This window comes from Enterobacter sp. DC4, from assembly GCF_000568095.1.
In the GTDB taxonomy this organism is placed as follows: domain Bacteria; phylum Pseudomonadota; class Gammaproteobacteria; order Enterobacterales; family Enterobacteriaceae; genus Enterobacter; species Enterobacter pseudoroggenkampii.
Map to the genome: position 1 here is coordinate 1 of NZ_AZUB01000005.1, position 24,230 is coordinate 24,230.

Annotated in this window: 22 protein-coding genes, 1 tRNA gene and 3 rRNA genes; 5 read left to right on the plus strand and 21 right to left on the minus strand. The window is 53.6% G+C overall.

What is annotated here, in order from left to right; translation table 11 throughout:
* From P349_RS0124455 to rrf (P349_RS09535), 4 genes are all read left to right on the plus strand, one after another.
* Positions 1–239 (plus strand): 23S ribosomal RNA (locus P349_RS0124455); the annotation flags it as partial.
* Between the two features lie 67 nt (positions 240–306).
* Positions 307–422 (plus strand): 5S ribosomal RNA (gene rrf, locus P349_RS09545).
* A 14-nt stretch (positions 423–436) separates the two neighbouring features.
* Positions 437–512 (plus strand) — tRNA-Thr (locus P349_RS09540).
* A gap of 43 nt (positions 513–555) precedes the next feature.
* A 5S ribosomal RNA gene (rrf, locus tag P349_RS09535) occupies positions 556–671 on the plus strand.
* Between the two features lie 107 nt (positions 672–778).
* Here rrf (P349_RS09535) and P349_RS09530 read toward each other — a convergent pair.
* The 7 genes from P349_RS09530 to P349_RS09500 form a co-directional block, all read right to left on the minus strand.
* A complete protein-coding gene (locus P349_RS09530; protein ID WP_014171880.1) occupies positions 779–1,537 on the minus strand; it encodes an amino acid ABC transporter ATP-binding protein in 759 nt (252 codons plus the stop codon).
* Positions 1,538–1,544: 7 nt separating this feature from the next.
* Positions 1,545–2,648, minus strand: coding sequence for an amino acid ABC transporter permease (locus P349_RS09525; protein ID WP_032650459.1), 1,104 nt, complete (start codon positions 2,646–2,648; stop codon positions 1,545–1,547).
* 9 nt (positions 2,649–2,657) lie between these two features.
* On the minus strand, positions 2,658–3,839 hold the full coding sequence (locus P349_RS09520; RefSeq protein WP_032650456.1) for an amino acid ABC transporter permease: 1,182 nt from the start codon (positions 3,837–3,839) through the stop codon (positions 2,658–2,660).
* Between the two features lie 67 nt (positions 3,840–3,906).
* On the minus strand, positions 3,907–4,932 hold the full coding sequence (locus P349_RS09515; RefSeq protein WP_024906309.1) for an amino acid ABC transporter substrate-binding protein: 1,026 nt from the start codon (positions 4,930–4,932) through the stop codon (positions 3,907–3,909).
* A 473-nt stretch (positions 4,933–5,405) separates the two neighbouring features.
* Positions 5,406–5,627 carry a lipoprotein gene (locus P349_RS09510; protein ID WP_008502867.1) on the minus strand — a complete coding sequence of 74 codons (222 nt, stop codon included), beginning with the start codon at positions 5,625–5,627 and terminating at the stop codon, positions 5,406–5,408.
* Positions 5,628–5,931: 304 nt separating this feature from the next.
* Positions 5,932–9,045, minus strand: coding sequence for an efflux RND transporter permease subunit (locus P349_RS09505; protein WP_032650453.1), 3,114 nt, complete (start codon positions 9,043–9,045; stop codon positions 5,932–5,934).
* Between the two features lie 11 nt (positions 9,046–9,056).
* Positions 9,057–10,196 (minus strand): efflux RND transporter periplasmic adaptor subunit, encoded by a 1,140-nt coding sequence (locus P349_RS09500; protein ID WP_032650451.1) that lies wholly within the window; start codon positions 10,194–10,196, stop codon positions 9,057–9,059.
* Between the two features lie 387 nt (positions 10,197–10,583).
* Here P349_RS09500 and envR point away from each other — a divergent pair, with 387 nt between their 5' ends.
* The gene (gene envR / locus P349_RS09495) at positions 10,584–11,303 is read left to right on the plus strand and encodes an acrEF/envCD operon transcriptional regulator (protein ID WP_024906312.1); all 720 of its coding nucleotides are present in this window, start codon (positions 10,584–10,586) and stop codon (positions 11,301–11,303) included.
* Here the strand turns inward: envR and P349_RS09490 are convergent.
* From P349_RS09490 to acuI, 14 genes are all read right to left on the minus strand, one after another.
* Positions 11,219–13,300 (minus strand): putative bifunctional diguanylate cyclase/phosphodiesterase, encoded by a 2,082-nt coding sequence (locus tag P349_RS09490; protein WP_024906313.1) that lies wholly within the window; start codon positions 13,298–13,300, stop codon positions 11,219–11,221. The genes envR and P349_RS09490 overlap by 85 nt on opposite strands.
* Before the next feature lie 139 nt (positions 13,301–13,439).
* Entirely contained in the window at positions 13,440–13,604 is a 165-nt protein-coding gene (locus P349_RS09485; RefSeq protein ID WP_024906314.1) for a DUF2556 family protein, read from the minus strand.
* 178 nt (positions 13,605–13,782) lie between these two features.
* Positions 13,783–14,079 carry a DNA-binding transcriptional regulator Fis gene (gene fis / locus P349_RS09480; RefSeq protein WP_000462905.1) on the minus strand — a complete coding sequence of 99 codons (297 nt, stop codon included), beginning with the start codon at positions 14,077–14,079 and terminating at the stop codon, positions 13,783–13,785.
* A 23-nt stretch (positions 14,080–14,102) separates the two neighbouring features.
* Positions 14,103–15,068: a tRNA dihydrouridine synthase DusB gene (gene dusB / locus P349_RS09475; protein WP_023309409.1), complete on the minus strand. Its 966-nt coding sequence runs from the start codon at positions 15,066–15,068 to the stop codon at positions 14,103–14,105.
* Between the two features lie 330 nt (positions 15,069–15,398).
* Positions 15,399–16,139 carry a carbonic anhydrase gene (locus tag P349_RS09470; RefSeq protein WP_032650449.1) on the minus strand — a complete coding sequence of 247 codons (741 nt, stop codon included), beginning with the start codon at positions 16,137–16,139 and terminating at the stop codon, positions 15,399–15,401.
* A 128-nt stretch (positions 16,140–16,267) separates the two neighbouring features.
* On the minus strand, positions 16,268–17,149 hold the full coding sequence (gene prmA, locus P349_RS09465; protein ID WP_024906316.1) for a 50S ribosomal protein L11 methyltransferase: 882 nt from the start codon (positions 17,147–17,149) through the stop codon (positions 16,268–16,270).
* Positions 17,150–17,160: 11 nt separating this feature from the next.
* A complete protein-coding gene (gene panF, locus P349_RS09460; RefSeq protein WP_032650448.1) occupies positions 17,161–18,612 on the minus strand; it encodes a sodium/pantothenate symporter in 1,452 nt (483 codons plus the stop codon).
* Positions 18,602–18,844: a YhdT family protein gene (locus P349_RS09455; RefSeq protein ID WP_032650447.1), complete on the minus strand. Its 243-nt coding sequence runs from the start codon at positions 18,842–18,844 to the stop codon at positions 18,602–18,604. The genes panF and P349_RS09455 overlap by 11 nt, the downstream gene beginning before the upstream one ends.
* Positions 18,845–18,952: 108 nt before the next feature.
* A complete protein-coding gene (gene accC, locus P349_RS09450; protein ID WP_024906319.1) occupies positions 18,953–20,302 on the minus strand; it encodes an acetyl-CoA carboxylase biotin carboxylase subunit in 1,350 nt (449 codons plus the stop codon).
* Positions 20,303–20,312: 10 nt separating this feature from the next.
* Positions 20,313–20,774, minus strand: coding sequence for an acetyl-CoA carboxylase biotin carboxyl carrier protein (accB, locus tag P349_RS09445; RefSeq protein WP_010436174.1), 462 nt, complete (start codon positions 20,772–20,774; stop codon positions 20,313–20,315).
* A gap of 21 nt (positions 20,775–20,795) precedes the next feature.
* Entirely contained in the window at positions 20,796–21,248 is a 453-nt protein-coding gene (gene aroQ / locus P349_RS09440; protein ID WP_024906320.1) for a type II 3-dehydroquinate dehydratase, read from the minus strand.
* 234 nt (positions 21,249–21,482) lie between these two features.
* Positions 21,483–22,082: a protein-methionine-sulfoxide reductase heme-binding subunit MsrQ gene (gene msrQ, locus P349_RS09435; RefSeq protein ID WP_024906321.1), complete on the minus strand. Its 600-nt coding sequence runs from the start codon at positions 22,080–22,082 to the stop codon at positions 21,483–21,485.
* The gene (msrP, locus tag P349_RS09430; RefSeq protein WP_023333641.1) at positions 22,083–23,084 is read right to left on the minus strand and encodes a protein-methionine-sulfoxide reductase catalytic subunit MsrP; all 1,002 of its coding nucleotides are present in this window, start codon (positions 23,082–23,084) and stop codon (positions 22,083–22,085) included.
* A 77-nt stretch (positions 23,085–23,161) separates the two neighbouring features.
* Positions 23,162–24,136 carry an acrylyl-CoA reductase (NADPH) gene (gene acuI, locus P349_RS09425; protein ID WP_032650446.1) on the minus strand — a complete coding sequence of 325 codons (975 nt, stop codon included), beginning with the start codon at positions 24,134–24,136 and terminating at the stop codon, positions 23,162–23,164.
* Between the last annotated feature and the right edge of the window lie 94 nt (positions 24,137–24,230).

Here is a 24,230-nt window from a genome sequence, read left to right on the forward strand (position 1 = left end):
CCGGAGTGGACGCATCACTGGTGTTCGGGTTGTCATGCCAATGGCACTGCCCGGTAGCTAAATGCGGAAAAGATAAGTGCTGAAAGCATCTAAGCACGAAACTTGCCCCGAGATGAGTTCTCCCTGAGACTTTAAGTCTCCTGAAGGAACGTTAAAGACTATGACGTTGATAGGTCGGGTGTGTAAGCGCAGCGATGCGTTGAGCTAACCGATACTAATGAACCGTGAGGCTTAACCTTACAACGCCGAAGGTGTTTTGGCGAAGACAGAGACGATTTTCAGCCTGATACAGATTAACAGAATTTGCCTGGCGGCTTTAGCGCGGTGGTCCCACCTGACCCCATGCCGAACTCAGAAGTGAAACGCCGTAGCGCCGATGGTAGTGTGGGGTCTCCCCATGTGAGAGTAGGGAACTGCCAGGCATCAAATTTAGCGTGCTGATATGGCTCAGTTGGTAGAGCGCACCCTTGGTAAGGGTGAGGTCCCCAGTTCGACTCTGGGTATCAGCACCACTTTATACTTAGGTTAAAGTTTGGCAAGAAGTAAAAGAATTTGTCTGGCGGCTTTAGCGCGGTGGTCCCACCTGACCCCATGCCGAACTCAGAAGTGAAACGCCGTAGCGCCGATGGTAGTGTGGGGTCTCCCCATGTGAGAGTAGGGAACTGCCAGACATCAAATAAGTGAGAAGGCCATCCGAAAGGATGGCCTTTTTGCGTTTATGCGCCGAAAAAAACGGTAGGCCGGGTAAGGCGAAGCCGCCACCCGGCAGAGCTAACGGCTAATGAATCACCTGCGACAGGAATGCTCGCGTACGTTCTGACTTCGGATGCGCAAAGAACTCATCCGGCGGCGCCTGCTCAACAATCTCCCCACGGTCCATAAAGATCACCCGGTCGGCTACAGTTCGCGCAAAACCCATCTCATGCGTCACACACAGCATGGTCATGCCGGATTGTGCCAGCCCAATCATGGTGTCCAGAACCTCTTTCACCATTTCAGGATCGAGGGCAGATGTCGGCTCATCAAAAAGCATAATTTTCGGTTTCATACACAGAGAACGGGCGATAGCCACACGCTGCTGTTGGCCACCCGATATCTGGCCAGGGAACTTATTCGCATGCTCTGCGATACGTACGCGCTCCAGGTAGTGCATGGCTAATGCCTCCGCTTCCTTTTTCGGCATCTTTCGTACCCAAATCGGTGCAAGCGTACAGTTCTGCAGAACGGTCAGGTGCGGAAACAGATTAAAGTGCTGAAAGACCATTCCCACTTCCTGACGCACGCGTTCAATATTGCGGATATCTTCATTCAGCTCGATACCGTCAACCACGATGCGTCCTTGCTGATGCTCTTCAAGATGGTTAATGCAGCGAATAGTTGTGGATTTCCCGGATCCGGAAGGGCCGCACAGGACAATGCGCTCTCCCTGCTTGACCTTAAGATTAATGTCCTTCAGGACATGAAACTGTCCGTACCATTTATTCACGTTTTCCAGCGTAATCATCGCGTCGGCGGGTGTCATAGTTATTTGGCTCATAATTTCCTCAGTGCGGTGTACGCCCGGTGTTAAAGCGCTTTTCCAGATGCTGGCTGTAGCGCGACATGCTAAAACAAAAGATCCAGTAGATCAGAGCTGCAAAGACATATCCCTCGGTGGACATACCCAGCCAGACAGGGTCAACGGTTGCCTGCTGCACGCTGCTAAAGAGATCGAACAATCCAATGATGATCACCAGGCTGGTGTCCTTGAAGAGGGCAATGATCGTGTTGACCAGCCCTGGAATGACCAGCTTGAGTGCTTGTGGAAGAATGACCAGCCCCTGCGTTTTCCAGTAACCGAGAGCCAGTGATTCCGCCGCTTCGTACTGGCCTTTAGGCAGCGCCTGCAGACCTCCGCGCACAACTTCAGCGACATAGGCGGACTGGAAGAGAATCACCCCCACCAGGGCACGGATCAGCTTGTCGATGGTGGTCCCTTCTGCCATAAACAGCGGCAGCATGACCGACGACATAAACAGAACGGTGATAAGCGGTACGCCGCGCCAGAACTCAATGAAGATAACGGAGAGCACGCGTACGATCGGCATTTTTGAACGCCGCCCCAGAGCAAGTAAAATCCCCCACGGTAGAGCACCGGCTATCCCCACTGAAGCGATAATCAACGTCAGCGTCAGCCCGCCCCACTGGCGTGTTTCTACGCGTTCCAGCCCCAGAAAACCGCCATACAACAGTACCCAGACAATAATCGGATAAACCACTGCCCAGACGGCAATATAGCGTCCGCGATGAGGCAGCTTTTTCCAGAACATGGCTGCGACAGAGAGCAGGCCGATAACCAGCGCCAGATTAATCCGCCAGCGCTGTTCATGCGGATACAACCCATACATGAACTGACCGAATCGCTCGTGGATAAACACCCAGCAGGCACCGGCTTTTGTGCAGTCTGCTCGGGTTGAACCGACCCAGTTGGCCTGTAAAAACGCCCAGTTCAGCAGGGGAGGAATCAACTCCCACATGAGCCACAGGCAGACAATCGTCAGCAGGCTGTTACTCCAGCTGGAGAACAGATTCTTACGCGCCCAGAGAATGAAGCGTCCACCTGTCGAGTTGGCAGGGCGCGAGGAGTGCGACAGTATCGCTTTTGTCATCATAGATCCTTAGCGCTCGACCAGTGCTATACGACGGTTATAAAGGTTCATCAGCAGTGAAATCACCAGGCTGATGATCAGATAGACAGACATCGTGATGGCGATGGTTTCAATGGCTTGTCCGGTCTGGTTAAGCACGGTTCCGGCGAAAAGTGACACCATATCCGGGTAACCAATGGCAGCGGCCAGCGACGAGTTTTTGACAATATTGAGATACTGGCTGGTCAGGGGCGGGATGATGACCCGTAAAGCCTGCGGAATGATGACCTGGCGAAGCGTCACGGTATGGGGTAATCCCAGTGAGCGTGCCGCCTCGTGCTGTCCGTAAGGTACGGCCTGGATCCCGGCACGGATAATCTCTGCGATAAACGCGGACGTATAAATCGACAGCGCCAATGTCAGCGCTGCCAGCTCGGGAATTAATACCATCCCGCCCTGAAAGTTAAAGCCACGCAGATGGGGAATGTCCCAGTGCAGCGCAGCCCCAAACAGCCAGTGTGCCAATAGCGGGAGACTAACGATCAGGACCACAGCCGTTGGCCAGGTTCTACGAAGCTGACCGGTTTTGATCTGGTGCTTGCGATTAAAACGAAATACGCCAACAGAAAGAGCAAGCGCCATCACAATCGCGCCAATGAAAGCGTACAGCCCTTCACCCGTCTGAAGAGAAGGAATGGACAACCCACGGTTACTCAGGAAAAACAGCTCAAACGCGTCGACGGCCTGACGAGGGCCGGGAAGGTTGCGCAGTACGGCGAAATACCAGAAGAAGATCTGCAGGAGCGGGGGGATATTGCGGAACGTCTCGATATAAACAGTCGACAGTTTCCGCAGCAGCCAGTTTTCAGAAAGACGTGCCAGACCAATAAAGAAGCCCAGTATCGACGCGAAGACGATACAAAGCGCCGATACCAACAGCGTATTCAGTAAACCGACCACGAACACGCGTCCATACGTGTCACCTTCCTGGTAATCAATAAGGTGCTGAACAATGCCAAACCCCGCGCTGCGATCTAAAAACGCGAAACCGGAGGTAATGCCACGATTATTCAGGTTGGTAATGGTGTTATGGATGAGATACACGGCGATGAGAACAACCGCAACAATAGCAATAATCTGGAATAGCCAGGCGCGGACCGCGGGATGAGAAAAGGATAGCGATCCTTTTACGGCTGAGCGGCGATGGGACATAAAGAAACCTCAGTAACCATGACTCTGGAGAGGGCACTGCCTGAGCAGTGCCCGTTACAGCTATGACTTAACGTACCGGTGGCGCGTACTGAATACCGCCGTTGTTCCAGAGATTGTTCTGGCCGCGTTTGATCTTCAGCGGGCTTTCCGATCCCACGTTGCGCTCAAAGATCTCAGAGTAGTTGCCCACCTGTTTGATGATGTTGTAGGCCCACTTGTTATCCAGCTTCAGATCCTTGCCGAAATCACCTTCTGTACCGAGCAGGTGTGCCATATCCGGGTTGGATGGCTTAGCGGCTTTCTCATCAACGTTTTTCGAGTTGATGCCCATCTCTTCTGCGTTCAGCATGGCGAACAGCGTCCAGCGAACAATGGAGAACCAGTCTTCATCGCCACGACGTACGACCGGTCCGAGAGGTTCTTTGGAGATCACTTCAGGCAGAACAATCCACTCTGCCGGGTTGCTCAGCTTAATACGTAAGGCATACAGCTGTGACTGGTCAGAGGCCAGCGTGTCGCAACGGCCGGACTCCAGCGCTTTGGCCGACTCATCCGAGCGGTCGAATGTCACTGGCGTGTATTTCATGTTGTTTGCTTTGAAATAATCCGCGACGTTCAGCTCGGTATCGGTGCCCGCCTGAATACAAACGGTGGCGCCATCCAGCTCTTTGGCGCTTTTCAGGCCCGCTTTATTGTGGGTCAGGAAGCCGATGCCGTCATAATAGGTCACGCCCGTAAATGACATACCCATCCCTGCGTCGCGGGAGGACGTCCAGGTGGTATTACGGGAGAGCATGTCGACCTCTCCGGACTGCAGCGCCGTAAAGCGTTCTTTCGCCGTCAGCGGGGTGTATTTTACTTTGCTGTCATCACCAAAAACGGCGGCAGCAACGCCACGGCAGACGTCCACATCGATACCGGTAAATTTGCCGTTCGCATCGGCATAAGAGAAGCCAGGCAAACCGTCACTGATACCGCATTGAACAAAACCTTTCTTTTTAACGGCATCCAGTGTCGTTCCCGCATGGGCTTGACCGGCTACGGCAAACAACATGCCTGCAGCGGCCAGGCTGGCTATCATCGTCTTTTTCATAATGCATCCTGTGTGGCGAAATTTATCGTTATAGAGGCGTTTTTAAACGCTTAACCTGTCTGTGGCTTTGGCCAACGTTTATAAAGCAAACGTAATGCCAGTTTTGCGTTCGACAAAATAAGAGACGAGTGAACGCTTAATGCTGAGTGTAGACAGGCTTAAATAAAACGAGCGCCCTGAAATGGTGCGAAATTACAACCTGTGCCACAAATCGGAGCAAAAGTTATGCGTCGGGTCAGGAAAAAAGGGAGATAGTTTCCAGAGTGAATATTGGCAGGGTATTCAATAATATTAATGTGTGAAAATCATCACGATAGAATAAGTAATTTGAATGAGTATGCGAAAAAGCTGTGACTGACTTCAGGCTTAGATTAATTACGTGAATAAATACGGGGCTATTTTTTTACTTATTTGAAAATACTGCACTCATTAAAAGCAAAAGCGCGGCCAGAGCCGCGCTTTCTTAACAGATGTTACTTCGTCAGGGCAACAATACCCAGCGTCAAACCCGCTACTGCGGCAGCACCGCCAGCGATAGCACCCGCAGTTTCCCAGTTATCCTGGGTGGTGCCTTTCATACAGGTATTGGTATGAACCAGTCGGCCCTGGTCATCGTAAACCGGTACACATGGAGAGTCGTGCGCGCAACCAGCCAGCAGCGCAGCGAGAAGTGCAACGGAAATGAATCTTTTCATGATGTTACCTCAGTATTATTTCTCATCCGCTATAAAGCCAGGAGGGCTATTAACGAACTGGAGGTTATTTTACCACCGGGGTAAGTCCTCGTTACACGAGGAATAATCTCAAATTATGTAGTTTGTAAAAATCGTGGAGAAAAATCGGTTTCAGGAGGAATTAATGGAGACATTATGGAGCTGCAAGAGACTGTTTTTACTTAATGCAAATCATCATGTTTTTAACACTGCCTTTATGTAAAGCGTAATTCATTGTTTATGTTAAAAATAAAAAAGGCACCAAAGGTGCCTTTTCGGGGGAATATTACTCTTTATGGTGAGTAAACCGTCGCCGAACAACCACAAAGAAGACGGGCACGAAGAAAATCGCCAGAAGCGTTGCGGAAAGCATTCCCCCCATAACGCCCGTACCGACAGCGTTTTGCGCGCCGCTCCCGGCACCGGAGCTGATCACCAGCGGCATGACGCCAAGGATAAAGGCCAGAGACGTCATCAGGATCGGTCGAAGTCGCATCCTGGAGGCTTCCAGCGTGGCTTCAATAATGCCTTTGCCTTCTTTATCCATCAGGTCTTTAGCAAATTCGACGATCAGGATGGCGTTTTTCGCCGATAAACCAATCGTCGTCAGCAGGCCGACCTGGAAATAGACGTCATTGTTTAACCCGCGCAGCGATGCTGCGAGAAGCGCCCCAATGACCCCCAGCGGTACAACAAGCATAACGGAGAACGGAATGGACCAGCTTTCATACAGCGCTGCCAGACACAGGAACACCACGATCAGCGAAATGGCGTACAGTGCAGGCGCCTGGTTACCCGAGAGCCGCTCCTGATAGGACATTCCCGTCCAGTCATAGCCGATGCCGGAAGGCAGTTTTGCCGCGAGACTTTCCATCATAACCATGGCCTCACCGGTACTTTTACCCGGGGCTGATTCACCGAGGATCTCCATAGAGGGCATCCCGTTATAGCGCTCCAGGCGAGGTGAACCATAGACCCAATGAGCATTGCTAAAGGCAGAGAACGGGACCATTTCCCCATTCGCGCTGCGCACGTAGAGGTTGTTAATATCGCCTGGCAACATACGGAATTTGGCGTCGGCCTGTACGTAGACCTTTTTCACGCGCCCATGATCGATAAAGTCGTTCACATAGGTGCCACCTAATGCCGTCGAAATCGTCTGGTTGACGTCAGAAAGACTGACGCCCAGCGCCTGCGCTTTCTCCTGATCGACATCCAGTTTGAACTGAGGCGTATCTTCAAGACCGTTAGGACGCACGCGAACCAGCAGATCAGGGTGCTCTTTCACCATGCTGAGCAGTTGGTTACGCGCCTGCGTCAGTTGGGTATGCCCCAGGTTAGCCTGATCGATCAATTCAAAGTCGAAGCCCGTGGCGGTACCCAGCTCAATAATTGCAGGCAGGTTAAACGGGAAAACAAGGCCATCTTTAATCTGACTGAAGGCTTTCGTCGCGCGGCCCACAATGGCTTCGACACCATTTTCCGACCCAGGGCGCTCCTCCCAGGGCTTCAGGCTGACGAATGCAATACCGGAGTTCTGACCCTGGCCGCTAAAGCTAAAGCCGTTTACGGTAAAGACGGATTCAACGTTCGCCTTCTCTTTGTTCAGGTAGTAGTCCTGAACCTGGTCGAGGACCTGCTGAGTACGCGTCTGGGTTGCACCTGCCGGGAGTTGAACCATCGTCATAAACACCCCCTGATCCTCTTCGGGCAGGAAGGAGGTGGGTAGGCGCAGGAAGAGTACCGCCATCCCACCGACAATAATGACGTACACCACCAGATAGCGCCCTGTCTTACGCAAAATACCGCTCACGCTGTTGCTGTAGTGCTCCACGCTTTTATCAAAGAGCGCGTTAAACCAGCCGAAGAAGCCCCCTTTTTTCTCATGATGGTCGCCGGATACGGGCTTAAGCAACGTTGCGCAGAGTGCGGGCGTCAGGATGAGCGCAACCAGTACGGACAACGCCATAGCGGAAACGATAGTCAGCGAGAACTGGCGATAGATCGCCCCCGTCGAGCCGCCAAAAAAGGCCATCGGAATAAAGACCGCCGAGAGCACCATGGCGATCCCGACCAGTGCGCCCTGGATCTGCTCCATCGACTTCTGCGTGGCCTCTTTCGGCGGCAGCTTATCCTCGACCATGACACGTTCGACGTTCTCAACGACCACGATAGCGTCATCGACCAGCAGACCTATCGCCAGCACCATGCCGAACATCGTCAGGGTATTGATGGAGAAACCAAATGCCGCCAGAACCGCAAAGGTGCCCAGCAGAACGACCGGCACCGCGATAGTCGGGATGAGCGTCGCCCGCAGGTTTTGCAGGAACAGATACATGACCAGGAAGACGAGAACGATCGCTTCAAACAGGGTCTTCACCACTTCGTGAATGGAGATTTTCACAAAAGGCGTGGTGTCATAGGGATAGACAACTTTCAGCCCCTGTGGGAAGAACTGCTGCAGCTGCGCCAGCTTGCTTTTGATGGCTGCCGCAGTGTCCAGCGCATTGGCCCCGGTTGCCAGCTTAATCCCCAGACCGGTTGCCGCCTGCCCGTTGATTTTAGTGACCATGTTGTAGTTTTCGCCGCCCAGCTCAATACGAGCCACGTCCTTCAGATGAACCATCGAGCCGTCCTGGTTCACCTTGAGCGTCACGCGGCCAAACTCCTCCGGCGATTTCAGGCGAGTTTGCGCGATGATCGAGGCATTCAGCTGTTGCCCGGGAATGGACGGCGTTCCGCCCAGCTGGCCTGCCGCTATCTGATCGTTCTGGGTTTTCAGCTGGTTGATAATATCCAGCGGCGTCAGCTGGTATTTGTTCATCGCGTTGCTGTCGAGCCAGATGCGCATCGCATACTGAGCGCCAAACAGCTGAACGTCACCGACGCCAGACGTTCGGCTGATGGCATCTTTGACGTTTGAGGCGACATAGTCAGAGATGTCATCCTGCGTGAGATTTTTGTTGTCAGAAACAAAACCGGCGACCAGCAGGAAGCTGCTGCTGGATTTCTCCACGCCAATCCCTTGCTGCTGAACCTCTTGCGGCAGCAGCGGCATGGCGAGCTGCAGCTTGTTCTGTACCTGCACCTGAGCGATGTCCGGGTTGGTGCCTGACTCGAAGGTCAGGGTGATGGTGACGTTACCCGCTGAATCACTGGTGGAGGACATATACATCAGGTTATCGATACCGTTCATGTTCTGTTCGATAACCTGGGTCACGGTATCCTGCACCGTTTGAGCGTCCGCTCCCGGGTAGGTCGCGGATATCGCCACGGCGGGAGGGGCGATGGTCGGATACTGTGCGACCGGAAGTTTGAGAATGGCCAGCCCGCCTGCAATCATCAGGATGATGGCAAGTACCCAGGCGAAAACCGGTCTCTGAATAAAGAAGTTAGCCATGTCGTCGTCCCTTAACCGGCTGGAGTCGTGGTGGTATCCGGCGTGGCGACGACGGTTACCCCTGGTCTGACTTTCTGTAGCCCGCTGACAATCACGCGGTCACCGTTTTTCAGCCCTTCCGTCACCAGCCAGCGATCGCCAATTGCCTGCGGGGCGACGACGGTACGCGGCTCAACCTGGTTTTTATCGTTCACCACCAGGACGGTTGCATCACCTCGCGGTGTGCGGGTCACGCCTTGCTGGGGAACCAGAATCGCATCCGGCTGGGTACCTTCATCGATGCGGGCGCGAACAAACATGCCGGGTAACAGCATATGCTGAGGGTTCGGGAAAATGGCGCGCAGGGTAATTGAGCCGGTACTTTCATCGACCGTGACGTCAGAGAACTGCAAGGTGCCTTTCAGCGGATAGGGCTGCCCGTTCTCCATCAGTAGCTCAACGCTGCTGGCGGTATCGCCTTTTTGCAGGCTAGTCTGTTTCAGGCGCATAAAATCATTACTGGACTGGGTGACATCGACATAAATCGGATCGAGCTGCTGGACCGTTGCCAGCGCTGCGGCCTGTCCGTTCGTCACAAGTGCCCCTTCGGTCACGCTGGATTTCCCGATACGACCATCAACAGGAGAGGTCACTTTGGTGTAGGCAAGGTTGATACGTGCGCTTTCAACGCCGGCTTTCGCAGCAACCACGCTGGCATCTGCCTGCTGAGCCGTCGCCACGGCCTGGTCATACTCCTGCTTACTGACATATTGGGTGCCTACCAGCGGGAGATAGCGTTTTACCGTCAGGTGCGCAATATTGGCCGCCGCCTGAGCCTTCGCCAGTTCGCCTTTCGCGCTGTCATAGGCTGCCTGATAGGTCGCAGGATCAATCTGGTAAAGTGACTCACCCGCTTTTACATCGCTACCTTCCGCGAAGTTGCGGCGAAGGATAATGCCGCTAACCTGAGGACGAACCTCCGCAACGCGAAATGCATCTGTTCTGCCCGGGAGTTCAGTGGTGACAGCCAGAGGTGCGCTTTTCACAATGTGCACGCTGACCTGAGGCGCCTGCAGGTGTTGTTGTTGATTTTCCTGACCATCGCATCCAGTGAGCAGTACCGCGCAGACAATGAAACCGGATAAGGGCAAGCGTCTGAAATGATTCGTCATTACTGTTCCTTTAAATACCCATTAACCGATATATGCCGCGAACCGGTAGCTGGGGCAGAGGGATAAAAAATAAAATGTAGCTGCGTATAATAATGAGGGTATTTAATGTTTTTTAATTTATAAGTGCGAATGACCATGCTTCTGGAGAAAATCAGAATCAGACCTGGTCCATTCCGGGATATACTTCAGGCATGTTAATCAGGTAAATGGGGTTTATGTTGTTTGGTTATTCATCCCGTCAATTTAATTCACTCGATGTATTTGTATTAATTATAAATTAAGAGAGGTGACTTTTTTTGTGCAAAATTAAAACGGATTTTAGTGAATACTTACATTTGCATGAACGCAATATTACCTTTAAACCTTGTGAGTAACGAGTAGTTGCCTATGGCGCGTAAAAAGAAAGAAGAGGCTCAACAAACCCGGCAGCAGCTGATTGAGGCGGCTATAGGACAGTTTGCGACGCGTGGCGTAGCCAGTACGACGCTGACGGATATCGCTGATGCTGCAAAGGTGACGCGCGGCGCGATCTACTGGCACTTCACCAGTAAATCAGAAATATTTAATGCCATCTGGGAACAGCAATTACCGCTTCGCGACATTATTCGTGACAGGCTTTCCCTTTCCGATAGCGACGACCCATTGTTAAAACTTCGTGAGCAATTTATTACTGCGCTGCAGTATATTGCCCGTGAACCCCGGCAATGTGCGCTTTTACAAATTCTGTATCATAAGTGTGAATTTAGCAGTGATATGATTTCAGAGCGTGAAATCAGAAACCGCATTGGATTCAATGATGACACGCTACGCGCCACGCTGGAGACCTGTATTTCGCAGAATATCATTTCGCCAAAGGTGAATGTTGATCTCACCTTGATTGTATTCCACGGTTTTTTTAGCGGAATAATTAAAAACTGGTTAATGAATAACGACAGTTTTAATCTTTATCAGCAGGCTCCCGCTCTGGTTGATAGCATACTGGCGACACTCCCTGTCATTCGCGTGTCGCCTGATGAGGATGCTTACAGCTCAGCGCCAGGTAACATTTCTCCTCGGGCACAAAGTGCTTCTATGGTCTGCGCGCTGGTGGGTTTACCTAACAGATAACCCTGAAGGGTGTTACAGCCCAGCTCGGTTAAAAAGGCTTGCTGTGCTTCGGTTTCCACACCTTCTGCCACGACTTTCAGGTTAAGCGTTTTGGCAAGGGCGACAATCGCTGAGACAATAGTGGCATCCTCGCTTTCGCCGCTGAGCTCTTTCACAAACGCCCTGTCGATTTTCAATTCACAGGCCGGTAACCGCTTGAGATACAGCAGGCTCGAATATCCGGTGCCAAAATCATCAATGGAGGCCTTCACGCCCGCATCCGTTAGCTCTGTCAGCACCCTTACGCTCTCATCAGGGTTGCTCATCGCCGTGGTTTCCGTCACTTCGAGGATCAACATTTCCGGTGGCACATGGTGAAGAGCCAGGCAGTCGAGAACCGTTTTCACCAGCGAAGGTTGTTCAAACTGCAGTGTCGACAGGTTTACCGCCATTGACCAGCTTTGATGCCCCTGAAGATGCCATTCCCGCAGCTGGCGACAGGCTTCATTAATCACCCAGTTGCCAATGGGGATGATCAGCCCCGTTTTTTCCGCCAGCGGCAGAAAAAGCTCCGGCGTCAGTAACCCCTGCTTAGGATGCTGCCAGCGCAATAACGCCTCGAATCCGAGGACAGGACCCGCGGGGGCGTGAAATTTTGGCTGATACAGCAGGCGCAGCTCATTGCGATCGATCGCCATCCACAGATCGTTCATTAACTGGAGATGGGTCTGCGCCAGGGTGTTCATGGAGGGCTGGAAAAAGTGGTAGCCGTTACGGCCCATATGCTTCGTGTGATACATCGCCGCGTCGGCGTTAAACATCAGTTCACGCTCAGTTTTGCCGTCGTGAGGGTACAGTGCGATACCAATGCTGAGAGTCACCACCAGTTCATAGGGGCCGAGATTGAACGGGCTATCGATCGCGCGGACCAGCGAATTTGCCAGCGATGCCGCGTCGTCCGGACCTTCTCCCTCTGCCAGCAGAACAAACTCATCACCGCCGATACGTGCAAGGGTGAACTGGCCTTTCAGGAGAAGCAACAGACGCTGCGTAACGGCGACCAGCAGCCTGTCACCGACATCATGGCCGTAGGCGTCATTGATGGCTTTAAAGCCGTCGAGATCCATGAACATCAGGGCAAAGTGATTCCCTTCACGATCGGCTTTGCTGATGGCCTGATCGAGTCTGTCTTCCAGCAGGATACGATTGGGCAGACGCGTCAGAGTATCGTGCAGCGCCAGTTGAGCGAGCTCCCGGTTAGCTTCTGCCAGCGACGAGGCCAGAAGGGCGGTACGTGCCTGAAGGCGGGCATCCAGCATCGACACCAGCAGGGTAATCCCAAGAATAGAGAGGGCGACAACGCTGACCAGCACCGCCAGCCAGCTCCCGTTAATCCCCTCATGATGAACCATTGTGGACATGGGAAATTGCGCTGCTTTCATCCCGGCATAGTGCATACCGGCAATGGCAATCCCCATCGTGATGGCGGCCCCCATGCGCATCAGCACGACCTGTGCGGCTTCGCGACGCAGGCGGAAGGTCAGCCATAGTGCCGCGAGAGAAGCGGCAAGCGCAATCGCGACCGAAATGGCCACCCAGACCTTGTCCCAGATAATCCCCGGCATCACTTCCAGCGCCGCCATGCCGGTGTAATGCATAGCAACAATACCGCTCCCCATCACCAGCGCGCCGGGCAGCAGTCGGCGCAGGCGTAATTGCTCGCAGCTCACGAGCCATAACGCAAACAGCGACGAACCCACGGCGATGACCATGGATAACACCGTCAGGGTGGCGTTGTAGCTCATGCTCATGGAGAGGTCCATCGCCAGCATGCCGATAAAGTGCATGGCCCACACGCCAATACCCATTGCAATACCGCCGCCAGCCAGCCAGACGCGGGCAGCAACGCCCTCACTCCCGGCGACGCGTGCAGCCATGTTCAGCGCGGTATACGCCGCAAGGATGGCAACAACAAAGGAGAGGACGACAAGGATATGGTTGTATTGGCTGACCAGCATGGACGGTTCTACTCGAGTGTGGGGTTACGCTAGAGCGGTTGAGAAGGGCGAGACATTATCACCGTCAGGTAATGGCTCAAAGGGATTTAAATCCCCGTTTTTAGTGGGTAATAATGGTGTGATTTGCGCAATCGGGCGGTTAGTCGAGCTCGGAGCAGTTCACGAGTTTCAGCGGATTGACGGAGTTCATATTGCGACACTTATCGGTTTCGGTACTCATCAGTTCAATCCACTGCATCAGGAGTGCATCGAAAATGAGAACGGAGATTGCAAAGACAATCAGCCACCAGTATTTACGAATCATTGTGTCATTCCGCGAGAAGAGCGCCTGTAGGATGGGGAAAAATATACACGAAAAACCGTGGTTTAAAAGCGGGAGAAGCGAAGGTTTACACTGCGTTGACGGAGAGGTACAGGTAATAAAAAAGGCGCTTCCCCATGCCGAAGAGCGCCTTTTTAAACAAGCATTTAACTGATTAGTATCAGTTCATGCCGTATTTTTTCAGTTTCTTACGCAGAGTACCACGGTTGATACCCATCATCAGCGCAGCGCGGGTTTGGTTACCGCGGGTGTATTGCATCACCATGTCCAACAGTGGCTGTTCAACTTCAGCCAGTACCAGCTCATACAGGTCATTAACATCCTGACCGTTCAGTTGAGCAAAATAGTTCTTCAGTGCCTGTTTAACCGAGTCACGCAGGGGCTTTTGAGTTACCTGGTCCTGAGAGTTAACGGTAGAAACGGTCAGTACGTCAGAATTTACGCGTTGTTCGAACATAGTTCTGTCAGCTCTTTATTTCATTACGCAAGATTTTCGAAGTATGCCTCCAACGCCTCCAGCTGTACGCTGGCATCCTCTATGGCGTTGAATGTGCGCCGAAACTGGTCATCTGGAGCGTGCTCCTGGAGATACCAGGAGACGTGTTTACGCGCAATTCGGTACCCTTTTGCCTGACCGTAGTGGTCATGCAGTTCCCGAACATGCGAACAAAGCAAGCGCTTAACCTCTGCCAGAGGCAGCGGGGCAAGCAGCTCCCCAGTGTCCAGATAATGCTGGATTTCCCGGAAGATCCAGGGTCTTCCCTGAGCGGCACGTCCTATCATCAGAGCATCAGCTCCCGTATAGTCGAGTACAGCTCTGGCTTTAAGCGGGTCAGTTATGTCGCCATTCGCGATAATCGGAATGGAAACTTTCTGCTTAACTGCCCGAATGCTGTCGTATTCAGCTTCACCGTTGAACAAACAGGCGCGAGTGCGTCCATGAATGGTCAGGGCCTGAATGCCACAGTCTTCGGCCAGTTGGGCAATCTCTACACAGTTACGGTGTTCCGGCGACCAACCCGTGCGAATCTTCAACGTAACAGGAACGTCCACTGCGCTGACAACCGCCGTCAGGATAGCTTTCACCTGGTCGGGGTATTGCAGAAGGGCTGAACCTGCAAGCTTGCGATTCACCTTTTTGGCCGGGCACCCCATATTGATATCAATAATCTGGGCACCACTTTCCACGTTAATCCGCGCGGCATCTGCCATCTCTTCAGGCACGCTTCCGGCAATTTGCACGGTGCGAATACCTGGTTCATCAACGTGCACCATCCGAAGGCGGGATTTATCGCTTTCCCAAACCTGCGGGTTAGACGACATCATCTCGGATACGGTTAAACCGGCTCCCATCTCATAGCACAGCGTCCTGAACGGCCGGTCTGTAATACCTGCCATAGGGGCTGCGATCAGGCGATTTCTAAGCTGGTGGTGTCCGATGCGCATGAGTTAAGAAATGACCATACTGTGACTGCAAGGCGGCGTATATTACGCATTTTTTGCACGAGATGAAAGGCCAAACTTTGAACAATCCACTGTTGTAGATCAAGGAATCGCCGCTCAATCTTTCCGTTCAAAATTATTCATTATTTAAATCATTATGTTATACGAGAATGGTTATTTTATAGGCGCTTACAATTTCCCGTAACTTCTCATCATTTCTGAATAAATGCTTCGATGAAGCGGGATAATCTGCTGTTTTTAGCAGCAGATTTCCCCAGTTCTTTGCGATCTGCGTCGCATTTTAGAACATGATCGTCATGCGAAAAATGCGTCTTATTCGACCACAACGCGCCCGTGCAGCGACTGTACCGGACGGTTATTATCGTGATGCATGGTATGAGTAAATTGCTCAAGCTGTTCTGCTGAGAGGGTTAACGGCTGTTTGAGCACGATCCAGGTGACCCCTTCAGAACACGGTGGCGTGGTCAAGGAGCCGCTAAAGCGCCAGTAAGTTTTCACCTTTGGCAGCAGTTTGTTCAGGTTGAGCTCCTTCTCAATCGATACATTCTGTTCAGCCTGCTGAGGCATCACACTCCACAGCTTTTCCAGCTCGGGATTCGCAGCACCGTTATCAAACATGACGGCCACCACGGCCAGCTCACCCGCGCTGTTTTTATGTACCAGATGCATCTCCATCGCGTACTTCTTGCCATGCACGGTGTTTTCGCTCGGTGCATGGAAGTGGAACTGCTGTAGCGTCCAGGTTTGCTTGTCCAGGGTTATCGTGTTGCGGGTATCTGCTTTTTCGCTGGCCTGAATGGTATGGCCATTGTTTGTCAGCCCGACAGGGCCATCAATGTAGTGCGTTTTAAGCGGAGGGAGATGGGCGTTAGCGGTCGAATCAATATTAATCGGAGACTGGTTCATCCCGCTTTGACAGGTCTTGTATGCCTCGTCCAGCTCGCCCCAGTGTTCCGGTGAACCTTCCCCTTCGTAGCTCCAGTGTGACGCAAATGCTGAAGCCGAAACCATGCTCAGCGCCAGCAGCGCTGCCTTGCCTGTAATGTGTTTCATCATATTCTTCCGGTGAATTTTTATAATACAAATCAACATGATTTGTGTGGTTATTTTAACGAAGAATGGCAGAGGGAGAGAGAATAATCAGAGGGTGAAAGGCGTGGTCAGATGACCACGCCAAATGCTTATTTTTTACGGCCGGTGATGCGGCACCACTCTTCTTTCTCAACCACCGGGTCGAGGGTGAAAAGATCGGCGTAGGCTTCACACACGCTGTCGGCCTGGCTCGCCAGAATACCGGAAAGCCCCAGCAGACCGCCCTCAACGGGCAGCACGCTGATTAATGGGGCCAGCTCACGCAGTGGGCCTGCCAGAATGTTTGCGACCACCACATCGGCTTTCATTGCGTCTGGCTGCGCATCCGGCAGATACAGCTCCAGACGATCGGACACGCCGTTACGCTCGGCGTTGTCGCGGCTGGCCTGAATCGCCTGCGGATCGATATCGATCCCGATAGCTTTAGCTGCGCCCAGTTTCAGGGCGGCAATCGCGAGGATCCCGGATCCACAGCCGAAGTCGATCACAGTCTTCCCGTCCAGATCGAGACCATCCAGCCACTGCAGGCACAGGGATGTGGTTGGGTGAGTACCGGTACCAAATGCAAGGCCCGGGTCGAGCATCACGTTGACCGCATTCTCGTCCGGGACGTCGCGCCAGCTTGGGCAGATCCACAGACGCTTGCCGAACTGCATCGGGTGGAAGTTATCCATCCACTCGCGTTCCCAGTCTTTATCTTCCAGCTGTTCGATTTTGTGCACAAATCCCGCGCCCAGCAGAGGATGGTTTTCCAGAATCGCGACAACCTCTTTCATATCGGTTTCGGCATCAAACAGGCCAATAACGTCGGTATCGCCCCACAGACGGGTTTCGCCCGGTAGCGGCTCAAAGACCGGCGTGTCATGCGTGTCCTGGAAGGTGATAGAGACCGAACCGGCCTCCATCAGCGCATCGCTCAGTTCCTCGGCGTTAGCGCCGGTTGTGTTCAGTTTTAGTTGGATCCACGGCATGGCAAAACTCTTTATTTATCAGTAGAAATCATAGCGGGTTGTGGGACAGGCTGACCGAAACGGTTCCCCACCACAAACGCCAGTAAACTTAGCAGTAACGAAGGCACAATCGGATGGAAGCCCAGGTACTGAATCTTAAACGTTGCGAGGACGGCATACAGCACACCGCCGACGATCATGCCGCTCAGCGCGCCCGCCGCGTTTGCGCGTTCCCAGTAGAGCCCTAACACCAGCGGCCACAGGAATACCGCTTCCAGCCCACCAAATGCCAGCAGGTTCAGCCAGATGATCATCTCCGGCGGACGCCATGCGGCGAGCATCATCAGAATACCGAGCACCAGCGTGGTCCAGGTTGAGATGCGTTTCAGCTTCTGCTCATTATGCATTTTAGCCGGACGCGCGCTAAGCCACAGATCTTTGATAATGGTGGCGGAAGCCTGAAGCAGGTGCGCGTTAACGTTCGACATGATGGCCGCCATTGGTGCAGCAAGGAATAAACCTGCGGCCCACGGTGGCAGAACCTGCACCATCAGCGTTGGGATCACCTGATCCGGCACGGTCAGGTGAGGTAATACAGCTCGCCCCAGCGCGCCCGCCAGATGCATGCCCAACATCAGAAGGGCGACAACGACGGTACCAATCACAATCCCGCGGTGAACGGCTTTGCTGTCTTTATAGGAGATACAGCGCACGGCGGTGTGCGGCAGACCGATAACCCCAAAGCAAACCAGCACCCAGAAGGAGGTCATAAACGCGGGCGTCAGGATATCGTCAGCACCATGAGGGCTGACCAGCTTAGGATCAATCTGTTCCAGCGTTTGCACTGCATTGTGTAACCCGCCGGCCGCGTAGATGACGCCAACCAGCAGCACAAGAGTACCTATCAGCATCACCATGCCCTGCATGGTGTCGTTCAGCACGCTGGCGCGGAAACCGCCAAACGCGGTGTACAGCGCAATCGTGATCCCGAAGATGAGCAGCCCGGTCTCGTACTTAATACCCGCTGCCGTTTCCAGCAGGCGCGCGCCGCCAATAAACTGAACGGCAATGGCGCCGACGAAGGCGACAATCAGGCTGATACTGGCAATCCAGACCACCGCGCGGCTCTGATAACGCGCCTGCAGCATGTCGTTCAGCGTAATGGCGTTATAGCGGCGAGCGAGTATGGCAAATTTTTTGCCCAGAATACCCAGTGACAGCCAAATCGTGGGCACCTGAATCATGGCCAGCAATACCCAGCCCAGGCCGTATTTGTATGCGGCTCCCGGCCCGCCGATAAACGAACTGGCGCTCACGTAGGTGGCGGTCAGCGTCATCGCCAGCACAAACCCGCCCATGGAACGGCTGCCGAGGAAATATTCGCTCAGGAACGATCCGGTACTGCGTTTGCGCATGGCATAGAAAGAGAGGCCAAATACCACGATCAAATAGACAACCAGTACGGTGATGATTTCAGTTTGCATCACTGTCCTCCAGCGGGAAATCGCGGAAGATAAAGCGCACCATCAGCCAGCTGAGCAAAATAAAAATCAACGGCACCAGCAGACACGCCATTTCAAACCAGTGCGGCAGGCCGGTTATGCCGGACGCTGAATTCGGTAAGTAAGCAGTTACTAACCATGCGGCGAGATAGAGAAGGGTCAGCCACAGCGCCCAGCGCGCTTCTTTATGGGCCTGAACAAAACGTTTGTCCATTTTTTGTCCCTTGTGGATGAAGAAAGCGGGGATTGTACATGATGAGGCTTTCCAGGCCCCAGAAATAAAAAAGGCCGGATAATCCGGCCTTTTCGTGTGCGCGCAGTCTTACTTCTCGTTAAGACCGAGTTTCTTCTCGAGATAGTGGATGTTGGTTCCACCATTCTGGAAGTGCTCGTCGCTCATAATGCGCATCTGCAGATCAACGTTGGTTTTGATACCGTCGATGATCAGCTCCTGCAGGGCGTTCTTCATGCGGGCAATCGCCACGTCACGGTTTTCGCCGTAGCAGATGAGTTTACCGATCATTGAGTCATAGTACGGCGGTACGGTGTAACCGGCGTAGATATGAGATTCCCAACGCACGCCAAAGCCGCCCGGCGCGTGGAAACGCGTGATTTTTCCCGGGCTTGGCAGGAAGGTGTTCGGGTCTTCGGCGTTGATACGACACTCGATCGCATGGCCTTTCACCACAACTTCTTCCTGCTTGATGGACAGCGGCTGACCGGCTGCGATACGCAGCTGTTCTTTGATCAGGTCAACGCCGGTGATCATTTCGGTAACCGGGTGTTCAACCTGAATACGGGTGTTCATTTCGATGAAATAGAACTCGCCGTTTTCGAACAGGAACTCAAAGGTACCCGCCCCGCGATAGCCGATATCGACACACGCTTTGGCGCAACGTTCGCCGATGTAGCGACGCAGTTCCGGGGTAATACCCGGTGCTGGCGCTTCTTCGACCACTTTCTGGTGACGACGCTGCATGGAGCAATCACGTTCTGCCAGATAGATCGCGTTGCCCTGACCGTCAGCCAGCACCTGAATTTCGATGTGGCGTGGGTTTTCCAGGTATTTTTCCATGTATACCATGTCATTGCTGAAAGCGGCTTTTGCTTCAGCTTTGGTCATGGAGATGGACTGCGCCAGGTCAGCATCGCTGCGCACAACGCGCATACCGCGACCGCCGCCGCCGCCGGACGCCTTGATGATAACCGGGTAGCCAATGCGTTTAGCATGAGCACGGTTAGCATCCATGTCGTCGGTCAGAGGGCCGTCAGAGCCTGGTACGGTTGGCACACCGGCTTTTTTCATCGCAGTGATTGCAGACACTTTGTCGCCCATCAGGCGGATGGTGTCGGCTTTCGGGCCGATGAAGATGAAGCCAGAGCGTTCAACCTGCTCAGCAAAGTTGGCGTTCTCAGAGAGGAAGCCGTAACCCGGATGAATTGCTACCGCGCCGGTGATTTCAGCGGCGCTGATGATAGCCGGGATGTTCAGATAGCTTTTTACGGACGGAGCCGGGCCAATACAGACCGTCTCATCCGCCAGCAATACGTGTTTTAAATCGCGATCCGCGCTTGAGTGCACAGCGACGGTCTTGATGCCCAGTTCTTTACAGGCACGAAGAATACGCAGTGCGATCTCGCCGCGGTTAGCGATAACAATTTTATCCAGCATGTACGCCTCGTTACTCGATGACGACCAGCGGCTCGTCAAATTCAACCGGCTGACCACTTTCGACCAGAATCGCTTTCACAGTACCTGATTTGTCTGCTTCGATCTGGTTCATCATTTTCATCGCTTCAACGATGCACAGGGTATCGCCTACGTTGACTTTCTGACCCACTTCGATGAACGCCTTCGCGTCCGGGCTCGGGGTGCGGTAGAAAGTACCAACCATTGGGGAACGTACGATGTGACCACTGATTTCTGCTGCAGCGGCAGGTGCGGCTTCAGCTGCTGGCGCAACGGCTGCGGAGAGCGCAGGCTGCTGCACTGGCGCAGCATAAGCCTGCTGCATTACCGGGAAGCTAGCGGCTGGGGCTGCACGGCTGATGCGTACAGACTCTTCGCCTTCAGAAATTTCCAGTTCGGAGATACCTGATTCTTCAACCAGCTCGATCAGTTTTTTAATCTTACGAATATCCATGAGTGGGTTCCGTACTCTTGTTTAGTGTGATTGTGACAAGCGTTTTACCGCTGTCTGTAAAGCGTATGAATAGCCGTCTGCGCCCAGTCCACAGATAACGCCAGCAGCGATATCTGACAGATACGAATGGTGGCGGAACGGCTCTCGGGCGTGCACGTTACTCAGGTGGATCTCGATAAACGGGATACTCACCGCGAGCAGTGCGTCGCGGATAGCAACACTGGTGTGCGTAAACGCGGCCGGATTGATCAGGATATAGTCCACATTGTCTTTAGCCTGATGAATACGGTCGATGATTGCGTACTCCGCATTCGACTGAAAATGATCCAAATCCACATTCAGTGACGCTGCTTCCGTTCCCAGACGGTTAACAATTTCACTCAATGTCAGCGTGCCGTACTTCTCTGGCTCACGGGTTCCGAGCATGTTCAGGTTCGGTCCGTTCAAAACTAAGATATGGAACTTATCAGTCATTATGCCGCTATCTCCTGCGATTTTCGGGTAAAAAACAAAATATACCTTCGAAACGCAAATGTCACCTTTTCAGAGGCTTAAAACCGCTATCAGGCGAACCAAGGTCGCACATTATAACGATTTCGTAGCATTTAGCAGCTAAATACTGGTCTTATCAGGGAAGATTATCAACCGCTATCCGAAAAAGATTTGCGGTTGACGGGGAATATGCGGGAAAACGCACAGTTTCGCGAACTATCGCAACCACTGGCGGAACTTCTTGTAACGCCATGCTAAAAGCGCCACGGCGGCCAGTGCGTACAGGACCGGCTGCGGGGAGAGGATCTTCACCGACCACAGGTAATGAATGGGGGCGAGGATCGCGACAAGATAGACGAAGTTGTGTAGCAGCTGCCAGCGCCTGCCCAGTTTTCGCTGCGCATATTGCGTGGAGGTCAGCGCTAACGCCAGTAAAATCACCCAGCTCACAATACCCAGCGTCAGATAAGGGCGTGTCACCAGTTCGCGGCCAAGCAGTGCCAGATTGTTAATTCCCAGTTCCAGCAGGGCATAGCTGGTGAGGTGCAGCGTCGCCCAGGCAAAACACCATAGCCCTAACAGCCGACGGGTGCGTATCAATAGTGGCTGTTTAGCGTAGCGCGCCAGCGGCGAGACGAGCAAGGTGGCCAGTAAAAATTTCAGAGCCATCCGACCGGTAAAATGCTGGATATCCTTGGCCGGGTCTGCGCTAAAGAGCCCCTGGCTGGCGGCCCAGAACAGCCATATAAAAGGAAGTAACCCGGCCAGGTGCAGCAGCACTTTCAGCCAGGTAATCTGTTTTGCCGTTAAACGCACTCAGAAGTTCTCCCGTAAATTGAGGCCACGGTACAGCGAGGCCACTTCATCCGCATAGCCGTTAAACAGCAGCGTGGGCTGACGCTTCACGTCCAGCGCACCGCCGGAACCGATAAACCGCTCGGTTGCCTGCGACCAGCGCGGATGATCCACATGCGGGTTCACGTTGGCGAAGAAGCCGTATTCGTTCGGAGCCGCCAGATTCCAGGTGGTGGGAGGACGCTCGCGGGTAAGCTTAATGCTGACGATGGACTTAATTCCTTTGAAACCGTATTTCCACGGTACGGTTAAACGGATGGGGGCACCGTTCTGCGGCGGAAGCGCCTTGCCGTACACGCCAACGGTCAGCAGGGTAAGCGGGTGCATCGCCTCATCGAGACGTAGCCCTTCCACATACGGATACTCAAGCCCGCCGCCGATAAACCGGTCTTTTTGTCCTGGCATCTCGTCCGGCGCATAGCGCGTCTGGAAAGCGACATATTTTGCGTTGCTGGTGGGCTCAACCATCGCCAGCAGTTTATGCAGCGGGAAGCCGACCCACGGCACCACCATCGACCAGGCCTCCACGCAGCGCATGCGGTAGATACGCTCTTCGAGCGGGAAACGGGTGGTCAGATCGTGATGATCCAGCGTCAGGGGTTTTGCTACTTCGCCATCAATCTTCAGCGTCCACGGATCGGTTTTGAGGCTACCGGCGTTGGCGGCAGGATCGGCCTTGTCGAGACCAAATTCGTAGAAGTTGTTGTAGCCGGTGACTTTATCTTCTGGCGTCAGCGTCAGTTTATTTTGCCATTGGGCGGGTTTCGTAAAGGTGAGCGGGGCGCCGGAAGGAGCCTTCGGCCGATCGTTGCCTTTAAACCAGTCGAGCAGGTCGGCGTGTGCCGCCGGAGAGAGCGTCAGGGCTGTGGCGCTGATGCCAAGCATTTTCAGGATCTGGCGGCGCTGTAACATAAAGACAGACTCGGACGTTACGTCGGCTTCCGTCAGTTTTCGATTTTTCATGGCATCCTCCGTCATGCGTTTTCCTAAGCATGACGGAGGAGAGGGATTCGCGCGAATATGTCACGAAAATTTGAAGATTAGGCGATTTTTACCAGCGCACGACCGTGGAACTGGTTATCCATGATCTTACTGGCGTATTCCGGCGCCTGGCTGAGGGTTATCTCCGTTGCGCTCTGGGTATAGAAAGATTCCGGCAGGTCGCGCACCAGCCGTTCCCAGGCTTCATGGCGACGGGCCGGCGGGGTCATCACGGAATCCACACCCTGCAGGCGGACGTTACGCAAAATAAATGGCATCACGGTGGTGGGCAGGGCAAATCCCCCCGCCAGTCCGCAGGCTGCCACGCAGCCGCCGTAGTTCATCTGCGCCAGGACTTTTGCCAGCACTTTATCACCGACGGTATCCACCGCGCCTGCCCAGACCTGTTTTTCCAGTGGACGAGTTTCGGCGAATTCGTCACGGCTGAGAATGCGGCTGGCGCCGAGCTGGCGCAGGTAATCGTGGGTGCTTTCACGACCGGAAACCGCCGCGACCTGATAGCCCAGCTTGTGCAGCAGCGTGACAGCCGTGCTGCCCACGCCGCCGCTGGCACCGGTGACGACAATTTCACCCGACTCAGGGCGGATGCCCGCATCTTCCAGCGCCATCACGCACAGCATGGCGGTAAAGCCTGCCGTACCGACGATCATCGCCTTGCGGCCATCCATGCCTTTCGGCATTGGCACCAGCCAGTCGCCCTTCACGCGCGCCTGCGTTGCCAGCCCGCCCCAGTGATTTTCACCCACGCCCCAGCCGGTGAGCAGCACCTGCTGGCCCGGGTGGAAGCGCGGATCCTCGCTGGTATGAACCCGGCCCGCGAAATCAATCCCCGGCACCATAGGGAAATTTCGGATGATTTTACCCTTACCGGTAATCGCCAGCGCATCTTTATAATTTAAACTGGACCAGTCGATGTCGACGGTTACTTCGCCTTCCGGCAGGCGACTCTCTTCTACCGCCTGCACTGAGGCAAGCGTTTTGCCGTCCTGCTGTTCTAAGATCAAAGCCTGCATACGGGGTCCTCTCGACTCATATGATTGGAAAATAATTTCTGAAGACTATACTCGCTCAGGGAAACGCAGTGCCGATTTAACGCAATAAATTGCC

Bases quoted from the DNA above. Each gene is read 5' to 3' on its own strand.
- msrP (WP_023333641.1), bottom strand. From the start codon at position 23,084: ATGAAAAATCGAAAACTGACGGAAGCCGACGTAACGTCCGAGTCTGTC.
- P349_RS09530 (WP_014171880.1), bottom strand. From the start codon at position 1,537: ATGAGCCAAATAACTATGACACCCGCCGACGCGATGATTACGCTGGAA.
- P349_RS09500 (WP_032650451.1), bottom strand. From the start codon at position 10,196: ATGACGAATCATTTCAGACGCTTGCCCTTATCCGGTTTCATTGTCTGC.
- envR (WP_024906312.1), top strand. From the start codon at position 10,584: ATGGCGCGTAAAAAGAAAGAAGAGGCTCAACAAACCCGGCAGCAGCTG.
- P349_RS09455 (WP_032650447.1), bottom strand. From the start codon at position 18,844: ATGGACAAACGTTTTGTTCAGGCCCATAAAGAAGCGCGCTGGGCGCTG.
- P349_RS09515 (WP_024906309.1), bottom strand. From the start codon at position 4,932: ATGAAAAAGACGATGATAGCCAGCCTGGCCGCTGCAGGCATGTTGTTT.
- P349_RS09520 (WP_032650456.1), bottom strand. From the start codon at position 3,839: ATGTCCCATCGCCGCTCAGCCGTAAAAGGATCGCTATCCTTTTCTCAT.
- P349_RS09470 (WP_032650449.1), bottom strand. From the start codon at position 16,139: ATGAAACACATTACAGGCAAGGCAGCGCTGCTGGCGCTGAGCATGGTT.
- P349_RS09505 (WP_032650453.1), bottom strand. From the start codon at position 9,045: ATGGCTAACTTCTTTATTCAGAGACCGGTTTTCGCCTGGGTACTTGCC.
- accC (WP_024906319.1), bottom strand. From the start codon at position 20,302: ATGCTGGATAAAATTGTTATCGCTAACCGCGGCGAGATCGCACTGCGT.
- P349_RS09525 (WP_032650459.1), bottom strand. From the start codon at position 2,648: ATGACAAAAGCGATACTGTCGCACTCCTCGCGCCCTGCCAACTCGACA.
- prmA (WP_024906316.1), bottom strand. From the start codon at position 17,149: ATGCCGTGGATCCAACTAAAACTGAACACAACCGGCGCTAACGCCGAG.
- P349_RS09485 (WP_024906314.1), bottom strand. From the start codon at position 13,604: ATGATTCGTAAATACTGGTGGCTGATTGTCTTTGCAATCTCCGTTCTC.
- dusB (WP_023309409.1), bottom strand. From the start codon at position 15,068: ATGCGCATCGGACACCACCAGCTTAGAAATCGCCTGATCGCAGCCCCT.
- P349_RS09510 (WP_008502867.1), bottom strand. From the start codon at position 5,627: ATGAAAAGATTCATTTCCGTTGCACTTCTCGCTGCGCTGCTGGCTGGT.
- acuI (WP_032650446.1), bottom strand. From the start codon at position 24,136: ATGCAGGCTTTGATCTTAGAACAGCAGGACGGCAAAACGCTTGCCTCA.
- accB (WP_010436174.1), bottom strand. From the start codon at position 20,774: ATGGATATTCGTAAGATTAAAAAACTGATCGAGCTGGTTGAAGAATCA.
- P349_RS09490 (WP_024906313.1), bottom strand. From the start codon at position 13,300: ATGCTGGTCAGCCAATACAACCATATCCTTGTCGTCCTCTCCTTTGTT.
- fis (WP_000462905.1), bottom strand. From the start codon at position 14,079: ATGTTCGAACAACGCGTAAATTCTGACGTACTGACCGTTTCTACCGTT.
- aroQ (WP_024906320.1), bottom strand. From the start codon at position 21,248: ATGACTGATAAGTTCCATATCTTAGTTTTGAACGGACCGAACCTGAAC.
- panF (WP_032650448.1), bottom strand. From the start codon at position 18,612: ATGCAAACTGAAATCATCACCGTACTGGTTGTCTATTTGATCGTGGTA.